The organism is Sphingomonas sp. DC5200-1 (assembly GCF_049897245.1).
GTDB lineage: Bacteria > Pseudomonadota > Alphaproteobacteria > Sphingomonadales > Sphingomonadaceae > Sphingomonas > Sphingomonas aquatilis.
The window spans coordinates 469,076-487,311 of the sequence record NZ_JAFCVW010000005.1 but is presented as its reverse complement, the minus strand read 5'-3'; the positions used below and the strand labels follow the sequence as shown (position 1 = coordinate 487,311).

Annotated in this window: 16 protein-coding genes; 4 read left to right on the top strand and 12 right to left on the bottom strand. The window is 66.0% G+C overall.

The window, feature by feature from the left end:
* Positions 1 to 41: 41 nt before the first annotated feature.
* On the bottom strand, positions 42 to 560 hold the full coding sequence (locus tag ACP7A3_RS14015) for a sigma-70 family RNA polymerase sigma factor (protein ID WP_426256015.1): 519 nt from the start codon (positions 558 to 560) through the stop codon (positions 42 to 44).
* Between the two features lie 1,220 nt (positions 561 to 1,780).
* Here ACP7A3_RS14015 and ACP7A3_RS14010 point away from each other — a divergent pair.
* Complete coding sequence (locus ACP7A3_RS14010; RefSeq protein ID WP_426256014.1) at positions 1,781 to 4,225, top strand: prolyl oligopeptidase family serine peptidase; 2,445 nt, start codon at positions 1,781 to 1,783, stop codon at positions 4,223 to 4,225.
* 52 nt (positions 4,226 to 4,277) lie between these two features.
* Here the strand turns inward: ACP7A3_RS14010 and ACP7A3_RS14005 are convergent, their stop codons facing one another.
* Positions 4,278 to 4,520: a DUF3253 domain-containing protein gene (locus ACP7A3_RS14005; RefSeq protein WP_277286711.1), complete on the bottom strand. Its 243-nt coding sequence runs from the start codon at positions 4,518 to 4,520 to the stop codon at positions 4,278 to 4,280.
* A gap of 584 nt (positions 4,521 to 5,104) precedes the next feature.
* Between ACP7A3_RS14005 and ACP7A3_RS14000 the strand changes: the two genes are divergently transcribed.
* Positions 5,105 to 5,833: a ZIP family metal transporter gene (locus ACP7A3_RS14000; RefSeq protein WP_231292023.1), complete on the top strand. Its 729-nt coding sequence runs from the start codon at positions 5,105 to 5,107 to the stop codon at positions 5,831 to 5,833.
* A 79-nt stretch (positions 5,834 to 5,912) separates the two neighbouring features.
* On the opposite strand, the gene ACP7A3_RS13995 is transcribed toward ACP7A3_RS14000, so the two are convergent.
* The 7 genes from ACP7A3_RS13995 to ACP7A3_RS13965 form a co-directional block, all read right to left on the bottom strand.
* Entirely contained in the window at positions 5,913 to 6,995 is a 1,083-nt protein-coding gene (locus ACP7A3_RS13995; protein WP_426256013.1) for a 2Fe-2S iron-sulfur cluster-binding protein, read from the bottom strand.
* A gap of 22 nt (positions 6,996 to 7,017) precedes the next feature.
* Positions 7,018 to 8,265, bottom strand: coding sequence for an aromatic ring-hydroxylating oxygenase subunit alpha (locus tag ACP7A3_RS13990; protein WP_426256012.1), 1,248 nt, complete (start codon positions 8,263 to 8,265; stop codon positions 7,018 to 7,020).
* Positions 8,266 to 8,386: 121 nt separating this feature from the next.
* Positions 8,387 to 8,836: a dihydroneopterin aldolase gene (folB, locus tag ACP7A3_RS13985; RefSeq protein WP_426256011.1), complete on the bottom strand. Its 450-nt coding sequence runs from the start codon at positions 8,834 to 8,836 to the stop codon at positions 8,387 to 8,389.
* A gap of 22 nt (positions 8,837 to 8,858) precedes the next feature.
* Positions 8,859 to 11,420 carry a GcvT family protein gene (locus ACP7A3_RS13980; RefSeq protein WP_426256010.1) on the bottom strand — a complete coding sequence of 854 codons (2,562 nt, stop codon included), beginning with the start codon at positions 11,418 to 11,420 and terminating at the stop codon, positions 8,859 to 8,861.
* Positions 11,421 to 11,494: 74 nt separating this feature from the next.
* Complete coding sequence (gene purU, locus ACP7A3_RS13975) at positions 11,495 to 12,352, bottom strand: formyltetrahydrofolate deformylase (RefSeq protein WP_426256009.1); 858 nt, start codon at positions 12,350 to 12,352, stop codon at positions 11,495 to 11,497.
* A gap of 18 nt (positions 12,353 to 12,370) precedes the next feature.
* Positions 12,371 to 13,303: an electron transfer flavoprotein subunit alpha/FixB family protein gene (locus ACP7A3_RS13970; RefSeq protein ID WP_426256008.1), complete on the bottom strand. Its 933-nt coding sequence runs from the start codon at positions 13,301 to 13,303 to the stop codon at positions 12,371 to 12,373.
* 22 nt (positions 13,304 to 13,325) lie between these two features.
* Positions 13,326 to 14,075, bottom strand: a complete 750-nt coding sequence (locus ACP7A3_RS13965) for an electron transfer flavoprotein subunit beta/FixA family protein (protein WP_426256007.1) — start codon at positions 14,073 to 14,075, stop codon at positions 13,326 to 13,328.
* Positions 14,076 to 14,240: 165 nt separating this feature from the next.
* Here ACP7A3_RS13965 and ACP7A3_RS13960 point away from each other — a divergent pair, with 165 nt between their 5' ends.
* Both ACP7A3_RS13960 and ACP7A3_RS13955 read left to right on the top strand, forming a co-directional pair.
* Positions 14,241 to 14,765 (top strand): hypothetical protein, encoded by a 525-nt coding sequence (locus tag ACP7A3_RS13960; RefSeq protein ID WP_426256006.1) that lies wholly within the window; start codon positions 14,241 to 14,243, stop codon positions 14,763 to 14,765.
* Positions 14,726 to 15,304 (top strand): GlxA family transcriptional regulator, encoded by a 579-nt coding sequence (locus tag ACP7A3_RS13955; protein WP_426256005.1) that lies wholly within the window; start codon positions 14,726 to 14,728, stop codon positions 15,302 to 15,304. The genes ACP7A3_RS13960 and ACP7A3_RS13955 overlap by 40 nt, the downstream gene beginning before the upstream one ends.
* A gap of 1 nt (position 15,305) precedes the next feature.
* Here the strand turns inward: ACP7A3_RS13955 and ACP7A3_RS13950 are convergent, their stop codons facing one another.
* From ACP7A3_RS13950 to ACP7A3_RS13940, 3 genes are all read right to left on the bottom strand, one after another.
* Positions 15,306 to 16,271, bottom strand: coding sequence for a LysR family transcriptional regulator (locus ACP7A3_RS13950; RefSeq protein ID WP_426256004.1), 966 nt, complete (start codon positions 16,269 to 16,271; stop codon positions 15,306 to 15,308).
* A 104-nt stretch (positions 16,272 to 16,375) separates the two neighbouring features.
* Complete coding sequence (locus ACP7A3_RS13945; RefSeq protein ID WP_426256003.1) at positions 16,376 to 16,861, bottom strand: prolyl-tRNA synthetase associated domain-containing protein; 486 nt, start codon at positions 16,859 to 16,861, stop codon at positions 16,376 to 16,378.
* Positions 16,862 to 16,871: 10 nt separating this feature from the next.
* Positions 16,872 to 18,233 (bottom strand): L-serine ammonia-lyase, encoded by a 1,362-nt coding sequence (locus ACP7A3_RS13940; protein WP_426256002.1) that lies wholly within the window; start codon positions 18,231 to 18,233, stop codon positions 16,872 to 16,874.
* Positions 18,234 to 18,236 lie beyond the last annotated feature (3 nt).

The following is an 18,236-nucleotide window of genomic DNA, read 5'->3' as shown; positions in this document are numbered from 1 at the left end:
ATGATAGGACGAGCGGCGCGCTCCCTGTTTCGGTTCGTCGGTCAACGCCGCGTCCGCTCCAGGCATTTGCGGCACCGCTCGACACCTTGCGTCACCAGCCCATGGGCGGTGGTGACCGACACGCCCAGCTCGGTGGCGATCTCGCGCAGCGGGGCGCCGGATACCCGATGAAGCTCTACCGCGCGACGCATCCGCGCCGGCATGCGCGCCAATTCGGCCGTCACCAGCGCCAGTTCCTCCCGCGCCATCAGCGCCCGCTCGACACTCACCGCCTCGCCGTCCGGCATATCGGGGTCGCCTTCGGGAGCCGGAAGTGTCACCTGCTCGCGCCGCCGCCGTTGGCGATATTCGTCCAATGCCAGGTTACGCACGACCCGGCTGACATAGCCGACCGGGGCGTCGATGCGCGTTCCTGCGGCTCCCTTCGACAGGCGAATCCAGGCCTCCTGAACGATATCCTCCGCCGATGCCGTATCGCCGGTCAGCCGCACCGCCTCAGCGATCAGTCGACGGCGCTGACCGGCGAACAGCGCCAGAATGCGCCCGGGTCGGTCGGTCATCGGCGCCGCATGGGGATCATCGATGCGGACGAACCGCGCCGCTGTCGCGATCTGCCGCCTCAACCGTCAAGGCCGAAAATCCATCGACCTCAGCGCATAGCGATGCGCGCCTCCGGAGGGCGGGCCGAGTCCGGGATGAGACGACCCGATCGTGCTTCATCGTGCGCTCGACCATAATCGCCGCAGCCTGATCGATCCCCTGCCCCGTCATAGCACCGCCCATAAGCGCAATGCTATTGCGAGTCGACAGCATCTTACGCGGCCGTGTTTAGTACGTTGTCAGCCCAGACAATTCCGCAAAGCCACGGGCCGCGAAGCGATCGGGTGACATATTGGCGTTTGGCCTGCGCGTCTCGATCGATGGAGCCGCATTGTTGGAAATACCCGCGCAGCGATGACGGCGAACAGACGCCGTGACACACTCGAGACAATCAATCCGAAGAGAACGGGAGGAAGACATCGCATCGGCTGCAACGCGTCGAGCAGGCCACCGGAAAAAACCATGTTGGACAGCCGCTACTCTTGCCTTCAATTTTGACGAAACCTCGATGCATATTTCCTTTCACCTACAAGCTGTCTTGAAGTAGGAGAACGCAATAGTGTCGACGATCACGATCCGCGAAGCGGATTTTGCTAGGGTCAGGACCCGCCGACCGGATGTCGCTCTTCGTCTCGGGCGCGACGAACCACTGCTGCGCGCCGCTCTGTTTCCCATCATCGGATCGCATTAGACAGACCTATATGGGTCCCGCAGGGTAGCGGGCGCCTGCGTTTGTATGCTCGGACCTGCGATGGCTCGCGACAAAACGCGATCGCCGAAGAGTCGATCAATCAAACGGCTATTGACGATATGATGCGATTTGGCTGGAAATAAAGATACGTTGTATCAAACTCTTAATCAGCGGGTCCTTGGTTCGAACCCAAGTGCGTCCACCACCTTCCGCGGGTTCCTATCTGCCGAAAACTCACAGGAGTTAGGTGTCCGGAGGATATACTCGGCACTGCCGGCCCTAGCAGCGCGCGTCCATTAGATGATCTGCGCCATTGTCGTGCCGTCATGCCACCGTTTCCAATGCACATCACCGACGCCGCCTTCGCCCGGTCCCGATCTCGCCGCGACAGCCCCACCCACGCCCCCACCGCACGCCACCAGCCCGAAATCGCTGGCAGGCGCGATGGCCTCGTGGCACATGAACGAACCGTCACATAAGAGGTTACGAATGCGCGCTGGTGCCTGCCTGATCGCTCTGCTGCTCGCCACCACGGTCCATGCCCAGCCGGCCGGCACCACCTATCACCGCGCACCGGATGCGATCGCCAAGGCGCTGGAGGCGTCCCCCACCCCCGCGGTGGCCGTCAGCCCCGACCATAATACGCTCGCCATCTTCGGGCGCGAGAACCTGCCGTCAATCGCCAATCTCTCCAAGCCGATCCTGCGGCTGGGCGGCTATCGGATCGACCCGGCGACCAACGGGCAGGCCGAGGTTCGCGTGCAGTGGCTGAATGCGCTGAGCTTCAAGGATATCGCGAGCGGCCGAACGGTGGCCGCACGCCTGCCGGCAGGGCTGCGGTTCGCCGCGCCGGACTGGTCGCCCGATGGCCGCCACGTCGCCTTTTACGCGCAGGAGCCCGATGGCCTGTCGCTCTGGATCGCGGAGCGCGACGGTAGCGCACGCGTCGTCGCCAAGGGTTTGAACGGCAGCTTCGGCACGCCGTTCGTCTGGACGCCCGACAGCAAAGCCCTCATCGCCTATACCGTCCCCGCTGGGCGCGGGCCCGCCCCAGTCGCGACGACCACGCCGACCGGCCCGGTGGTGCAGGAAAGCAACGGCCGCACCTCGGCCGCGCGCACCTATGAAGATCTGCTCGGCGACGCGCATGACGAGGCGCTGTTCGACCATTATTTCACCGGCCAGTTGACCCGCGTCGCGCTCGACGGAACCGCACAGCCGATCGGATCCCCGGGGCTGATCACCGACTTCAGCGTGTCGCCCGACGGCCGCTATCTGCTGACCGAGCGGCTGAAGCGGCCCTATTCCTATCTGCTGCCCGCGCGCTTCTTCCCCACCGAGATTGCGGTGTCGACGATCGACGGCAAGCCGGTGAAGACGCTCGTCGACCGCCCGCTCGCCGACGATTTGCCCGTCGACTTCGACGCGACCGTCAAAGGGCCGCGCGACGCGGAATGGCGCGCCGATGCGCCCGCGACGCTGGTCTGGGCCGAGGCGCTCGACGGCGGCAATCCGCGCGTGAAGATCGCCTTCCACGACAAGGTGATGATGCAGGCCGCGCCCTTCGACGCCGCGCCGGTCGAATTGGCCAAGACGCCCGCGCGCTACGCGACCACGTTATGGGGCGACGACGGCTTTGCGATGGTGATCGACCGCGAATGGCGATCGCGCACCGAACATCGTCAGGCCGTCGCTCCATCGCGTCCGGGAGAGAGCCGGATGCTGCTCACCCGCAATTATCAGGATCAATATGGCGACCCCGGCGATCCGATCCTGGAGGACAATGCCGCGGGCAAGCGGGTGATGCGCTTCACCCCCCGCCATGACGCCGTCTATGTGCGCGGCGACGGCGCGACCAAGGCGGGCGCCTTCCCCTTCCTCGCGACAATGCCCCTCGCCGGCGGCGCACAGACGCGGCTGTGGACGGCCAAGGCGCCCTATTACGAAAGCGTCGTGGCGCTGCTCGACGACAGCGGGCAGCGGATCCTGACCCGACGGGAAAGCGCCAAGCTCGCGCCCAATTACGTCATCCGCAGCGTCAAGGGCGGTCAGGCGAAGGCCGTCACCGCCTTCGCCGATCCCGCACCGGTGTTCGCGGGCGTCACCCAGAAGACGATCACCTATGCCCGCGCCGACGGCGTGCCGCTGTCGGGGACGCTGTATCTGCCCGCCGGCTATGACGCCAAGCGCGACGGGCCTTTGCCGACGTTGCTCTGGGCCTATCCGGCCGAATATACCGACGCCAAGGTCGCCGGCCAGACGGTAGACCAGGGCAATCGCTTCGTGCGCCCGCGCGGCATCAGTCATCTGTTCCTGCTGACGGAAGGCTATGCGATCCTCGACAATCCCGCGATGCCGATCATCGGCGAAGGCGGCGCGGAGGCGAACGACACCTATGTCAAACAGCTGCGCGAGGATGCCGAGGCCGCCGTCGATGCAGTGGTGAAGCTTGGCGTTAGCGACCGTAACCGCATGGCGGTGGGCGGCCACAGCTATGGCGCGTTCATGACCGCCAACCTGCTCGCGCACACTGATCTGTTCCGCGCCGGCATCGCCCGGTCAGGTGCGTACAACCGCACGCTGACCCCGTTCGGCTTCCAGGCGGAACAGCGCACCTATTGGCAGGCGACGCCCACCTATACCGAGATGAGCCCGTTCACCTATGCGAACCGCATCAAGGCGCCGATCCTGCTGATCCACGGCGGTGCCGACGACAATAGCGGCACCTTCCCGATCCAGTCGGAGCGGATGTATGCCGCGCTGAAGGGCAATGGCGCGACCGTCCGCTATGTAGTCCTGCCGAACGAGCCGCACGGCTATCGCGCGCTGGAATCGACCGAAGAGACGCTGTGGCAGATGACCGACTGGCTCGATCGTTACGTCAAGCCGAAGCAGGCCACCCGCTCCGCCCCGGCAGGAACGGCCGCGGACTGAGCGGACCAGGATTGCGGCCGTCGGCGCTCCGGCGACGGTCGCAGATCGCCCGTCAGGGCGCGACCGCGCGGCCGATCCGATACGGGCCGCTGCGTTTGGCGAGCGTCTCACCCTTCCAGCTGAGCTGAACGCGGCCCTCTTCGACCAGCGTATCGACGGCGGCATGGACCGACGGCATCGCCGCGCGCCAGCCCTCCGGTGCGATCGCGCGCGCCACCTCGCTCGGGCACACGGTCGCGTCTGCCGCCCGGGATGCGAGCAGCATGAGCGCCGTTTCACGCGGGCTTGCGGTCACCTTGCCTCTCCAATCCACGTGCTATGGCGGCGATGCCACGTCACGGGAATAACGTCTCGGCCGCGGATCGGCCCCAGAGGCTGAACCTTCCGCACACGCAGGCGACAGCGTATCAATCGCGGAGTATCCCCGACAATTCCTTGATCGCGGACCAATGGCGCAAGCGATAGCAAGCATCAGTCCTCAAAATACCAATTGTGAGCGACGTTATACCATCGCATACATTGTGTCAGATATGGGACGAAGAACGAATGCCCCCTCTCCTGCACCTGCCGCCGGTTGCACGGCCGACGGACACGCGCGATCGACAATGGCTCGATGGCAACGGTCTGCGGCGCATGCCCATGCCCAGCGACCGCCGGTGACGTCGCGCCATGACAGGCAAGGCTCCCTACCCCGCCTCAGGGGTCACGCACCCCCGCCGAACCTCATCATCGTAGCGGACCAACTCACAGCGTTGTGACGGACCGCATGCGGCCGCGTCCTGCGCACAATCGAAAACATAGCCTCACTGCGCTGAAGCGCAGCAGGACGGGCGACCCACGATCACCCCGCTGATAGGATCGAACGGGAGCAGCAGCATCATGCACCGGGACCTTCTTCTTGGTCTTCTCACCGCAATATTGGTCGTCGTCGCGATGGCCGCAGCCGCACCGGTTTTTCGCACGACCCCGTCGTCGCGCCGGTCCGCCGTCGCCGCCACCGCTGATGCGCTGGCCGCCGGCATCTTCCTGGGTGCGGGCCTGATCCACATGCTGCCCGATTCCGCGCAGGGCTATTGGACCTATGGCGCCAGCTATCCTTGGCCGTTCGTCATTTGCGGCGCGACGATCATGGGCCTCGCCCTGCTCGAACGTCTGGCGTGGGGGAGCGGCCGGTCCGCTGCCCCCGCACTCGCCGCGGCCATCGCCCTCGCCGCCCACAGTTTCCTGGCAGGCGCGGCGCTGGGTGCCACCTCGCGTCAGGCCGCCATTCTCGTGCTGTTTCTCGCGCTCATTGCGCACAAGGGCGCGGCGTCCTTCTCCTTGGCGCAGATCCTGACCGACAGCTCGCTGTCCCGCCGCAGGGCGATGATCGTGCAGAGCGCGTTCGTCGTCGCCCTGCCGCTCGGCGTCGTGCTGGGCGCGGTGGCGACGCGGCAGGAGCAGGCTTGGCCGCTCGTCAAACCCACGATCCTCGCGCTGGGTGCCGGCACGTTCCTGCACTTCGGCATGCAGCGCCATCGCACGACGGCACAGGCGCTCGGTATCGCGCGACAGCTGGCGCCCTGGTGCGGCTTTGCCCTGATGGCGCTGATCGCGATCGTGGATTGAACGCGCCCGCGCCGCTCTGGCGTCAGCCCTCATCGCCATCAGCCGAACGATAGGGTCATGCGGGGCGCGACGCCCCCACTCAGGCGTCGACGTGCAGATCGTGATGCGGGCGGGAGCAGCAGGCTAGGATATATCCTTCCTCGATCTCTTCATCCAGAATGCCGCCATTGTGCGCGATTTCGACGCTGCCGTTCTGCTTGAGGATCTTGCACGTCCCGCACAGACCGGATTCGCACGCCGCGGGAATACGGACGCCGGCCTGGCGCGCGACTTCGAGCACCGTCTGCCCCGGCTGGCACGGCGCGGTGACGCCCGATGCGGTGAAGGTAATCGACACTGCCTCGCCCGATGCGCGCGGCACGGGCACCACCTGCTCGCTCGGCGCATGTGCCGACGCTTCGCCGAAACTCTCCTGGTGATACCGGGCCATGTCGAGCCCGGCGTTGCGCACGATGTCACCGGCGAGCGCCATGAACGTATCCGGGCCGCAGCAGAACACCTCGCGCGCGAGGAGGTCGGGCACCAGCATCGCCAGCCGCGTCGCATCCAGCCGGCCGCGATGCCCGCTCCACGTCTCGCCCGGCGGAATGTCGCGCACCAGCATCGCAAGCGACAGGTTCGGCATCTGCCGGTCGAGCAATTCCAGCTCGCGGCGAAAGATGAGGTCCTCAGGCCGCCGCGCGACCGTGACGAACGCAACGTCGCTGTCGGGCGCGCAATCGGCCATCCAGCGCAGCATCGACATCATCGGGGTGATGCCCGACCCCGCCGACAGGAACAGATAGCGCGCGGCGGGATGCGCGACATGCGTGAACTGCCCCGCCGGACCATAAGCGCGAATGCGCGCGCCGATCCGCAGATGCTGGAACATCCAGCGCGTGCCGACGCTGTCCGTCTGCGCCTTCACCGTCACCGCGATGGAGAAGGGGCGCGACGGTGACGACGACAGCGTATAGGTGCGCAACAGCGGGCCACCGTCCGCGGGCAGTTCCAGCGTCACGAACTGGCCGGGACGATACCGGAACCAGTGGTCGGGTTCGGAGCGGAAGGTGAAGGTCTTCACCCCCGGCGCCTCGTCGGCGATGCCGATGACTTCCAGATGATGCAGCCGATCGTTCCACGGCGACATCTCGTCGAGGTGCAGATACCGCCCAGCCGTCATCGCCCGCTCCGTCGGCGTGCGATCACGCGACCCGCCGCACCCGGTCCTGTCCCGTGTCGCCCAACCGCGCCTCGATCGCGCGCGTATACCAGTCGACGAACTGGATCACCCCGCCTTCGTGCAGCGGCGAATAGGGGCCGGGCTCATAGGCTGGCGATCGGATGCCGACCGCATTTTCCTCGACGATGCGACGATCCTGATCGTTGGTCTGCGTCCAGACGTGCGTCAGCGTATCGAGGTCATAATCGACACCTTCGACCGCATCCTTGTGGACCAGCCACTTGGTCGTCACCGCGGTCTCGTTCGGGCCGATCGGCATCACGCGGAAGGTGACGGCGTGATCGACGAGCACGTGGTTCCACGTCGTCGGATAGTTGAACAGCATCAGCGCACCGATACGGTCGGCCGTGACGCTATCCGACAGGCCGCGCGCGACCGCCCGCTTGCCGGTCATCGTATAGCTTTCGGCCTCGCGCAGCAGCGGCGCGCGGATCGCGCGGAATTGCCCGCTGTCGTGCATGCGGAACTGCGCGGGCAGCCCGGCGGCCTCGCACCGCGCCCAATGCTCCGCCATCTCCGGGTCTTCCTCGCCGCCGGCCACGCCGGTGACGTTGGGCGATTCCGAATAGGTCTTGCACAATTCGGGATGGCTGCCCGCGCAATGATAGCATTCGCGGTTGTTTTCCCAGACGAGCTTCCAATTGCCCTTTTCGACGATCGTCGACTGGAACGCGATCTTGGCGTCGGCCAGATTATGGGGCGCGAAATAGGGGCGCATCAGGTCGCCGAAGGGCGCGAAGGCGGGCGGCCGATCGGCGAGGCAGATGAAGATATAGCCCGCGACGCTCTCACAGGCGACGGGCTTCAGGCCATGCTGCGTGCGGTCGAACCCCTCCCCCATCTGGCGGGCGAAGGCGAGCGAGCCGTCGAGATTGTAGGTCCATTGGTGGTATGGGCACACCAGCTTGGGCGCGACGCCGCGTTCGGCCTTGCACACCCGGCTGCCGCGATGCCGACAGCTGTTGTGAAAGGCGCGCAGCGTGCCGTCGCGATCCCGCACCACGACGATCGGATAGGCGCCGACCTGCAGCGTGAAATAGCTGCCGGGCTTGGTCAGCTCGCAATCATGCCCGGCGAACAGCCAGTCCCGATACCAGATCAGGTCCAGGTCCAGATCGAAGAATTGCTGGTCGACGTAAAAGGGCTGGGGCAGCGAATAGCCCTGCTTCCGGTGGCGGATCAGATCCAGCATCTCGCTACGGGCGTCCATCATGCCATCCTTCCCCACGCAATCCCCGACCCCGCCGCACGTCGGCGCAGCGAGGCCCACGCCATTCTTGCGCCGCCAGCCTTATGAGCAACGTGATAATTCCTAATGGTCGCCACGATATTCAGACGCGGTCTGCCGAAAATAGGACAGGTGCGTCGCCCGCGCCCTGCGATCGCGACACCGTGGCATCGGCGGCAGTGATCGCGTCCGCGGGTGGCCACGCGACCTCCACCTCGACATGGTCCAGAATGCCATCGATCGGCACGCACGGCTTGCGCAGCCGGATGACCGCGCCCGCGACGGCGGGAAAGCGATCGCACAGCCCCCGCGCAATCTCCAGCGCGAGCGATTCGATCAACAGGTGCCGTCGCCCGCGCACCAGCCGCTCGATCTCGGCGAAGAGCGCGCCGTAATCGACCGTGCCGACGATGCCGCAGCCATGATCGCCGATCGCGGCATCGACCTGCACCTGCGCATCGACATAGAAGCGCTGACCCAGCCGCTCCTCCTCGTCGAACACGCCGTGCCGGGCGAAGAAGGCGCAATTTTCCAGACGGATGACGTATCGCACCCTGGCCACCGACGCCGGACGATCAGCTCTTCGGCTTGCGATTGTCGGGGTCGTACAGCGGGCGATAGCCCACCGACGCGACCTCGACCGGATAACGCTCGCCGAAATATTCGACCTCCAGCATGCGCCCTTCCTGACAGAGCGCCCAGGGTAGATAGGCCAGCGCGATGTTCCTGCCGATCGAGGGGCCATAGGCGATGGAGGTGGTGTAGGACCGCCGCCCCAGCTCATCCACCGGCACCTCGCCCGTCTCGGGATCGATGACCGGCAGGATGCCGACCGGATAGCGCTTCACGCCCTGGCTATCGACATTGTCGGTCATCACCAGCGTACACAGCTTGGCTGGCTGATGCTCGCGAGCGCGGTGTTCCAGATGTTTGGCCTTGCCCCGGAAATCGGCCTCCTTGGCCTTGGGACGGGCCAGATCGGCCTCCAGCAAATTATAGTGCGTCAGCAGGTCGGCGTTCTGGAGGCGCAGGCTCTTCTCCATGCGCCGCGAGTTCGCATAGGTCTCGATCCCCACCGCGATGACGCCGGTGGAGCGCAGCGCGTCCCACACCGCCAGCCCGTCCTCATAGGCCATGTGCAGTTCCCAGCCCTGCTCCCCGACATAGGAGATGCGGAAGGCCATCACGTCCTTGCCCGCGATGCGGACGGTGCGGATCGCGGCGAAGGGGAAATTCTCCAGCGACAGCGCGTCGGGGTCCTCGACGACCTTCTGCAAATTGACGCGCGCGTTGGGGCCCCAGATGCCGACCGTCACGTATTTCTCGGTCACGTCGGTGACGGTGACGTCGAGCCCGCGATCCTGCGCGACGCGGCGCATGTAATGGACGTCGCGCGGTCCCGCATCGGCGCCGTTCACCAACCGGCAGCGATCGGGCAGGCGGAAGACGGTGAAGTCCGCGCGCACATTGCCCTCGTCATCCAGGAAATGCGTATAGACGCCCTTCCCCACCGTCGCATCGCCGCCGACCTTGGCCGCGCACAGCCATTCCATCAGCGCGACATGATCCGGCCCTTCGATATCGGTGATATGGAAGTGCGACAGGTTGATGAGCCCGCAGTCGGCGCTCAGCTCCAGCTGTTCGGCATTCGACACGCGCCAGAAGTGGCGATTGTCCCACTCATTCTCGCGCACCGGCACCTGATCGGCATATTTCTCCAGCAGATGCTCGTTCGCGGCATAGCCATGCGCGCGCTCCCAGCCGCCGAGCTCCATGAAATAGCCGCCCAGCTCCTTCTCGCGCTCCCAGAAGGGCGAGCGGCGGATACCGCGACCGCCCGCAAACGGCTCGCGCGGGTGGACCGGCGGATTATAGATCTTGGCCGCCGTCTCCAGACAGCGTTCCTCGATGAACTTCGGCTCGAGCTGGAACGGGTTGAAGCGCGCATAGTCGATGCTGGCATGGTCGATCGCGGTGCGCCCGTCGGTCATCCAGTCGGCGACCAGCTTGCCCATGCCGGGGCCGTCCTTCACCCAGATGCCGACCGCATACCACAGCCCCCGCACCTTCTGGCTCTCGCCGATCGACGGCCCGCCGTCGGTGGTCGTCTGCAGCAACCCGTTGAACGAATGGCTTTCGTTATAGCCCAGCTCGCCCAGGATCGGCGTTAGTTCCATCGCGCGCTCCAGCGGCGCGATGATCTGCTCCATCTCGAGGTCGCGCTGCGACGGCGACAGGCGTGCGAACTCCTTCTCCAGCAGATCGCGCGGATGAACGAGGCGGGGCGCATGCTCCTCGTAATAGCCCCATTCGATCTGGCCGCCCTCGGTCGTCTTGGGGTCGCCGGTGTCGCGCATATAGGCCGAATTGCCCTGATCGCGCAGCAGCGGATAGCCGATGTCCTTCCCCGTCCCCTCGAACGCGGTATAGGGCCCGAAGAAGGTCAGCGGATGGTCGACCGGGAAGACCGGCAGGTCCTCGCCCGCCATTTCCGCGATCAGCCGCCCCCACAGGCCCGTGCAGACCACGACGTAATCGGCCATGATCGTGCCGCGCGTCGTGACGACGCCCTTGATCCGCCCATCCTCGATGATCAGCGATTCCGCCTGATTGTTGGCGAAAACGGTCAGCGCGCCGGCATCCACCGCCTGGTCGATCAGCTTACCCGCCACCGTCTGCGAGCGCGGCACGACCAGCCCTGCATCCGGGTCCCACAGCCCGCCCTGGATCAGGCTTTCCTCGATCAGCGGGAATTTCGCCTTGATCGTCGCGGCGTCGACCAATTCCGCACGCGTACCGAACGCTTTGCCCGAGGCGACCTTGCGGCGGATCTCGTCCATCCGCTGATCGTCGCCGACCCGCGCGACCTCCAGCCCGCCGATCCGCGAATAATGCCCCATCTTCTCGAAGAAGTTCATCGAGTAGAGCGTCGTCCACGTCGTGAGATAATCGTGGCTGGTCGCGTAGCAGAAGTCGGAGGCATGCGCGGTGGAGCCGATGTCGGTCGGCACGCCCGACTTGTCGATGCCGACGATGTCGGTCCAGCCCCGCTCGACCAGATGGTGGACGACCGATGCGCCGACGATGCCGCCGACGCCGACGATCACGACACGGGCCTTTTCGGGGAGCGCAGCCATTCTCTATTCCTCTCGGTACGGGATCGCGCGGACGCAGCGCGGTGATGGGGGCGTGGCCATGGTCGACGCGGCGCTCAGGGCGTGAACACCACCGTCCGGTGGCTGTTGAGCATCACCCGCCCTTCGAGGTGGTATTTGACGGCGCGGGCCAGCACGCGCGATTCGATGTCGCGCCCGGCGGCGACGAAATCCTCGCTCGTCATCATATGGCTGACGCGCTCGGTTTCCTGTTCGATGATCGGCCCTTCGTCGAGGTCGGGCGTGACGTAATGCGCGGTCGCGCCGATCAGCTTCACGCCGCGCTCGTGCGCCTGGTGATAGGGCTTGGCGCCCTTGAAGCTCGGCAGGAACGAATGGTGGATGTTGATCACCCGGCCGTAAAGGCGTTCGGACAGATCGTTCGACAGCACCTGCATGTAGCGGGCGAGCACCACCAGCTCCGCGCCGGTTTCCTCGACCAGCGCGAGCAGCTTCTGCTCCTGTTCGACCTTGTTGTCCTTGGTGACCGGCCAGTGATGGAAGGGCACGCCCTCGATCTGTGCCGCTGCGCGCGCGCCGTCGTGGTTGGAGACGATCGCGACGACCTCGGCGTTCAGCCAGCGCACTTTGATCTGGTAGAGCAGATGGTGCATCGCATGGTCAAATTTCGAGACCATGATGATGATCTTCGGGCGTTCGGCGACGTCGACGACCGTCAGGTCGAGCGCGAAGCGGGCGGTGGCGGGGCGCAGCGCCTCCTCGATCGCATCGCGCGTTACCCAGGCGGGGACGGTGATCGCGATCCGCAAGAAGAAATGGTCCGCCTGCCGATCCCAGAATTGGTTCGATTCCAGGATATTGCCGCCCATATGCGCCAGGACGGTGGTCACGGTGGCGACGATACCGGGCTGGTCCTTGCAGCCCAGCCGTACGACATAGGTTTTCTCGGTCATGGACGGCCTTTCGATGGCTCAGAGCTGGCGTTCGAGTTCGGGCAGGACGTCGAACAGGTCGCCGACCAGGCCGTAATCGGCGACCTGGAAGATCGGCGCGTCCGCATCCTTGTTGATCGCGACGATCACTTTGGCGTCCTTCATCCCGGCAAGATGCTGGATCGCGCCGGATATCCCGCAGGCGATGTAGAGTTCGGGGGCGACGACCTTGCCCGTCTGGCCGACCTGCCAGTCGTTGGGGGCATAGCCGGCATCGACCGCGGCGCGCGACGCGCCGACCGCCGCGCCCAGTTTGTCGGCGAGCGGCAGGATCGTCGCCTGGAACTGCGCCGCCGAACCGAGCGCCCGGCCGCCCGACACGACGATCCGCGCCGCGCCCAGATCGGGTCGGTCGCTCGCCGCGAACCGGTTCTCGACGAAGCGCGACAGGCCGGGATCGCCGGCATCGCCGATCGTCACGATGTCGGCGGTGCCATCGCCCGATGCGGTGGGTGCGAAGGCTGACGTGCGGACGGTGACCACCTTCACGGCATCGCTCGATCGCACCGTCTGAATCGCATTGCCGGCGTAGATCGGCCGCTTGAACGTGTCGGGCGCGACGACCTCGATGACTTCGGACAGCTGCATCACGTCGAGCAGCGCCGCGACGCGCGGCAGCACGTTCTTGCCGGTGCTGGTCGCCGGTGCGACGATCGCGCCATAGTCGCTGGCCAGCGCCACGATCAGCGCGGCGGTCGGTTCGGCCAGCCGATGCTCGAAGGCGAGAGCGTCGGCCAGCAGGACGCGGCGCACGCCGGACAACCGCGCCGCCGCCGCCGCGACGCCGTCCGCGCCCCGCCCCACGACGAGGATATCGACCGCCTCGCCCATGCGGGACGCGGCGGTCAGCGCCCGTGCGGTCAATTCGGACAGGGCGACATTGTCATGTTCGGCAAGCAGCAGGACGGTCATTTCCGGGCTCTCCCGATCGCGATCACAGGACACAGGCCTGGGCCTTCAGCGTGTCGGCCAGCTCGGCGACCGAGGCGACGCGGACACCCGGTCCGCGCATGGCCGGCTCTTCGGTCGACAGGATCGCAAGGCGCGGCGCGACGTCGATCCCGAAGTCCGCCAGCGCACGCTCCTCGAGCGGCTTTTTCTTCGCTTTCATGATGTTGGGTAGCGTCGCATAGCGTGGCTCGTTGAGGCGCAGATCGACCGAGACGACCGCGGGCAGCGCGACGTCGATCACCTGAAGCCCGCCATCGACCTCGCGCGTCACCGTCGCCCGGCCCTCAGCGATCGCAACGTGCGATGCGAACGTCGCCTGCGACCAGCCGAGCAGCGCCGACAGCATCTGCCCGGTCTGGTTGGCATCGTCATCGATCGCCTGCTTGCCGAGCAGGACCAGGCCGGGCTGCTCGTCGTCCACCACCGCCTTCAGCAGCTTTGCCACCGCGAGCGGTTCGGGCATCGCGTCCGCGCGGATCAGGATCGCGCGGTCCGCGCCCACCGCCAAGGCCGTGCGCAAGACGTCCTGCGCCGGGGCCGGGCCGATCGACACGACCAGGATCTCGCTCGCGACCCCCGCCTCTTTCAGGCGAACCGCTTCTTCCAGTGCGATTTCATCGAACGGATTGATCGACATCTTCACATTGGCGAGATCGACTCCCGACCCGTCGCCTTTGACGCGAATCTTGACGTTATGGTCGACCACCCGTTTGACCGGCACCAAGACTTTCATATTGCCGCCCCCCGCCGCGCCGATCGGCGCGGATATGCAAGATTAGCCTTGAACCTCAGTAGGTTTGCGACAAGCTCTGCGGGCCGGGAAAGGATAATTGCGTCAGACCACCACAAACTCTACGACATGGGTGCAAGATCTCTCGAACTGGGGGCGGGTTGGAGCATGGCGCAATCGGTATTGGACGCGTCCTTGCGCCGTCGGGCGGCAGGCCTGCGTTTGTCGGTGGGTTTCATTCTCGCCCGGCGCTTCACGCTCTGCGCCTTCGCCAATTTCGTCGACGTGCTGCGCCTTGCCGCGGACGAAGGCGACCGCAGCCGGCACATCGCCTGCGATTGGAAAGTGATATCCGATAGTTCGTCGCCGATCCCGTCCAGCTCCGGGATCGCCATCCAGCCCGATGAACACCTCGGCGACCCCGCCCGCTTCGACTATATCGTCGTCGTCGGCGGGCTGATCGACGAAATCGATGGGTTCGGCAGCGAATATACCGCCTATCTGCGCCGGGCGGCGGCGCTGGGATACCGCTGGTTGGCGTCTGTACCGGTGCCTTCCTGCTCCACAGCGCGGGCCTGCTCGACGGGTATAAATGCTGCGTCAGCTGGTTCCATCATCGCGACTTTCTGGAACAGTTCGACGGGCTCGATCCGGTGTCCGACCGCATCTTCATCGTCGATCGCGATCGGCTGACCTGTTCGGGCGGCGCCAGCTCAGCGCATCTCGCCGCCTATCTGGTCGACCGCCACGTCGGCCGCGCGCAGGCGAGCAAGAGCCTGCACATCATGATCATCGACGAGGCGCTGGGCGGCGAAAAGGCGCAGCCGGGCGCGATGCTCAACTATCGCACCGACGATCCGATCGTGCTGCGCGCGTTGCTGATCACGCAGCAGAGCATCGACATGCCCTTGTCGGTCGCGGGCATCGCCGAACGGATGGGCAAGAGCAAACGGCAGCTCGAACGCCGGTTCAAGACCGCGCTCGGCGTCTCGCCGCAGGTCGCGTTCATGGACGTGCGGCTGTCGCTGGCGCAGCACATGCTGGAAACCACCGACAAGTCGATCACGGCAATCGCGGTCGAATGCGGCTTCTGCGATTCCTCGCACATGAGCCGCATGTTCCGGCGCCGCTTCGGTCGTTCGCCGCTGGAAGCGCGGGCGTCGCTGGCGGGCGCGCGCCAGACGGCAGCGGCCGCGACGACTGCGGCGCTGCCCCGGGCCGCCGCCGGCTAGGCTATTCGCCCCAGCCCACGCAATCGGCGATCCAAGGCTCTTTGTCGATCAGCTGCGCCAGCTTGCCGGCTTGCAGCAGCGCGGTCGACCGCGTCGCGATCTCCTGCGGCAGGCCGCCGAACTCGCCCCTGCGCGCGACCAGCTGAATGCGGCGGCGAAAGCTCGCCCGCGGCATCGGCGCCACGCGCAGCCCCGGCAACAGCTCCAGCTGGCTCGCCAGGCATAACGGCGTGGTAATGCTCCATCCGACGCCCGCAGCGACGCTGGACACCTGCTGAAACGTCGAATCCACCTCGATCACGTTGGGCATTTGCATCCGCATCCGCGACAACTGCCTCTCAATCCGCTGCCCCATCGCCGACAGCAGCGAATAGCGCACGAGCGGGAGATCCGTCAGCGTCTCGATCGGCTCCAGCGGGCCCACGTATTCAGCCGGCGCGATGATGACGAAGGCCTCGTCCATGATCGGGAAGTGTTCAACCTCCTCCAAATTTTCGAGCTGGCTCGACCCGGTGATGAGCAGATCGATACTTCGCGACAGGAACTCGCGCTGCTGCATGAGCGAGATACCCGATCGCATCTGCCAGCGCAGCGCGCGCGGACCGACCGCCTTCAGCAGCGGCGCGGTCAGGTGATTGGCGAGGCTTTCGGCCATTGCGATCGTGATGCAATCGGCCGGCCGGGCGGTTTCGTCGCGCACCTCACGCGCCAGCAGCTTCGCCGCGGCGATCAGCTCACCGCCGTCCCGGCGGAGCAGCTTGCCCGCCGGCGTCAGCGCCACCGGGCGCATCGTACGATCGAACAGGCGGGCACCGAGCGCCTGCTCCAGCTTCGAAATGGTCTGGGACACGGCGGACTGCGTCATGCCCAGGTGCCGCGCGCTTTGCGTCATCCCCCCGAGTTCGGCGGTGAGGATGAAGACCTCCACCGAATTGAGGTCGAAGCCGGGCGACAGCTTGGTGGACATGATCGGCTTTCAGCGTCCCCTATCCGCGATGCGGACGTTTATCGTGATCCGCGCGATATGGCGCCAGCGTCGTCGATCGCATCCGCATCACCGCGCTCGACCGATCAAGGGAGCGCCACGGTGCGCACAGCGTGTCCGCGCGCTTCGAGCCACGTCACGAGAGCGGCGAAGGGCAGCGCGACGGTGGCGGTGTTCCGCAACGGATGCACCGCGATCCGGTCGGCCCCGGCGAAAGCAGCGTCGAACACCAGCGATACCTCGCCGGGCGTCGTATTCGCGATCGCCAGCGGCGTCACCGAACCGGGCGAGACGCCGAGCACCTGCTCCATCTCGTCCGCCTTGCCGAACGAGAATTTGCCCGCCCCGAGCAGCTCCGCAAAGGCCTTCAAATCGGCACGCCGATCGCTTGGCAGGACGATCAGCCACAGCTGCTTGTGTTTGTCCTTCAGGAACAAATTCTTGGTATGCGCCGCCGGTAGCGCGTCATGGATCGCGGTGCTTTGGTCGACGGTGTAGACGGGGGGATGTTCAATCGTCTCGGTGGCGATGCCGGCTTTGGCGAATTCGGCGTATAATTCGTCTTCGGTCATGATCCACCATTCAGCATTCGGGGAAATTCACGGCAAGGCCGCCCTGCGACGTTTCCTTGTATTTGGCGTGCATGTCGGTGCCGGTGCGCATCATCGTTTCGATGACCTGATCGAGCGAGACGATATGCTGGCCGTCGCCGCGCAGCGCGAGCGAGGCGGCGTTGATCGCTTTCACGGCACCGAAGGCGTTGCGTTCGATACAGGGCACCTGGACCAGCCCCGCGATCGGATCGCAGGTCATGCCCAGATGATGCTCCATCGCGATCTCGGCGGCATTCTCCACTTGCAGATCGGTCGCGCCCATCACGGCGGCGAGCCCCGCGGCGGCCATCGCGCTCGCCGTCCCCACCTCGCCCTGGCACCCGACCTCCGCGCCCGAGATCGAGGCGTTGAGCTTGGTCAGCACGCCGATCGCGCTGGCGGTGAGGAGCATGTCGTGCATCCCGGCGCGGTCGGCACCGGGCCAGAAGTCGCGATAATAGCGCAGCACCGCCGGCACGACGCCGGCCGCGCCGTTCGTCGGGGCGGTGACGATGCGGCCCCCCGCCGCATTCTCCTCGTTCACCGCGATCGCGAACAGGCTGACATGGTCCATGATACTGTGCGGGGCCTGACGGTTGCGAAAGCGATCGCCGTCCAGCTTCTGCCGCAGCGGGCGGGCGCGGCGCGGCACCTTCAACCGACCAGGCAGGATGCCATCGGTCTGCATCCCCCTGTCGATACAGGTCATCATCACGTCGATGATGCGATCGAGATAGGCGTCGAGTTCCGCCGCCGAGGTGCGCGACAATTCGTTCGCGCGCATCACCTCTGCAATGCTGAGGCCATGGCAGCGGCAGATGGCGAGGAGTTCCTCGGCGCGCCGGAAGGGGAATGGCGGCGGCGACTCGTCCTCTTCCAGCGTCGCGTCGCCGACCCGGTCCTCGGGAACGATGAAGCCACCGCCGATCGAACACCAGCGTTCGCTGACCACCACCGCCCCGTCGGCATCGAACGCGGTAAAGCGCAGCGTATTGGGATGGACGGGCGTCTCGCTGTCGCGGTCGAACACGATATCGGTTTCGGGATCGAAGGCGATGGCGCGACCCGCGACGATCAGGCTGCGATCGTTACGCGCCTGCTCTACCACCCGGTCGATCTGCTCCGGCTCGATCGCGTCGGGCAAGAAGCCCGCCAGGCCCAATACGACCGCCGTATCGGTCGCATGGCCCGTCCCCGTCCAGGCGAGCGAGCCCAACAGGTCGCAGCGGATGCGGGCGAAGGTCGAACCCCGCAAGGTGCCGGCGAACGCGTGCGCGGCCCGCATCGGCCCGACGGTGTGCGACGACGACGGCCCAATGCCGATCCGAAACAGGTCCCGTACGCCGAGCATCGC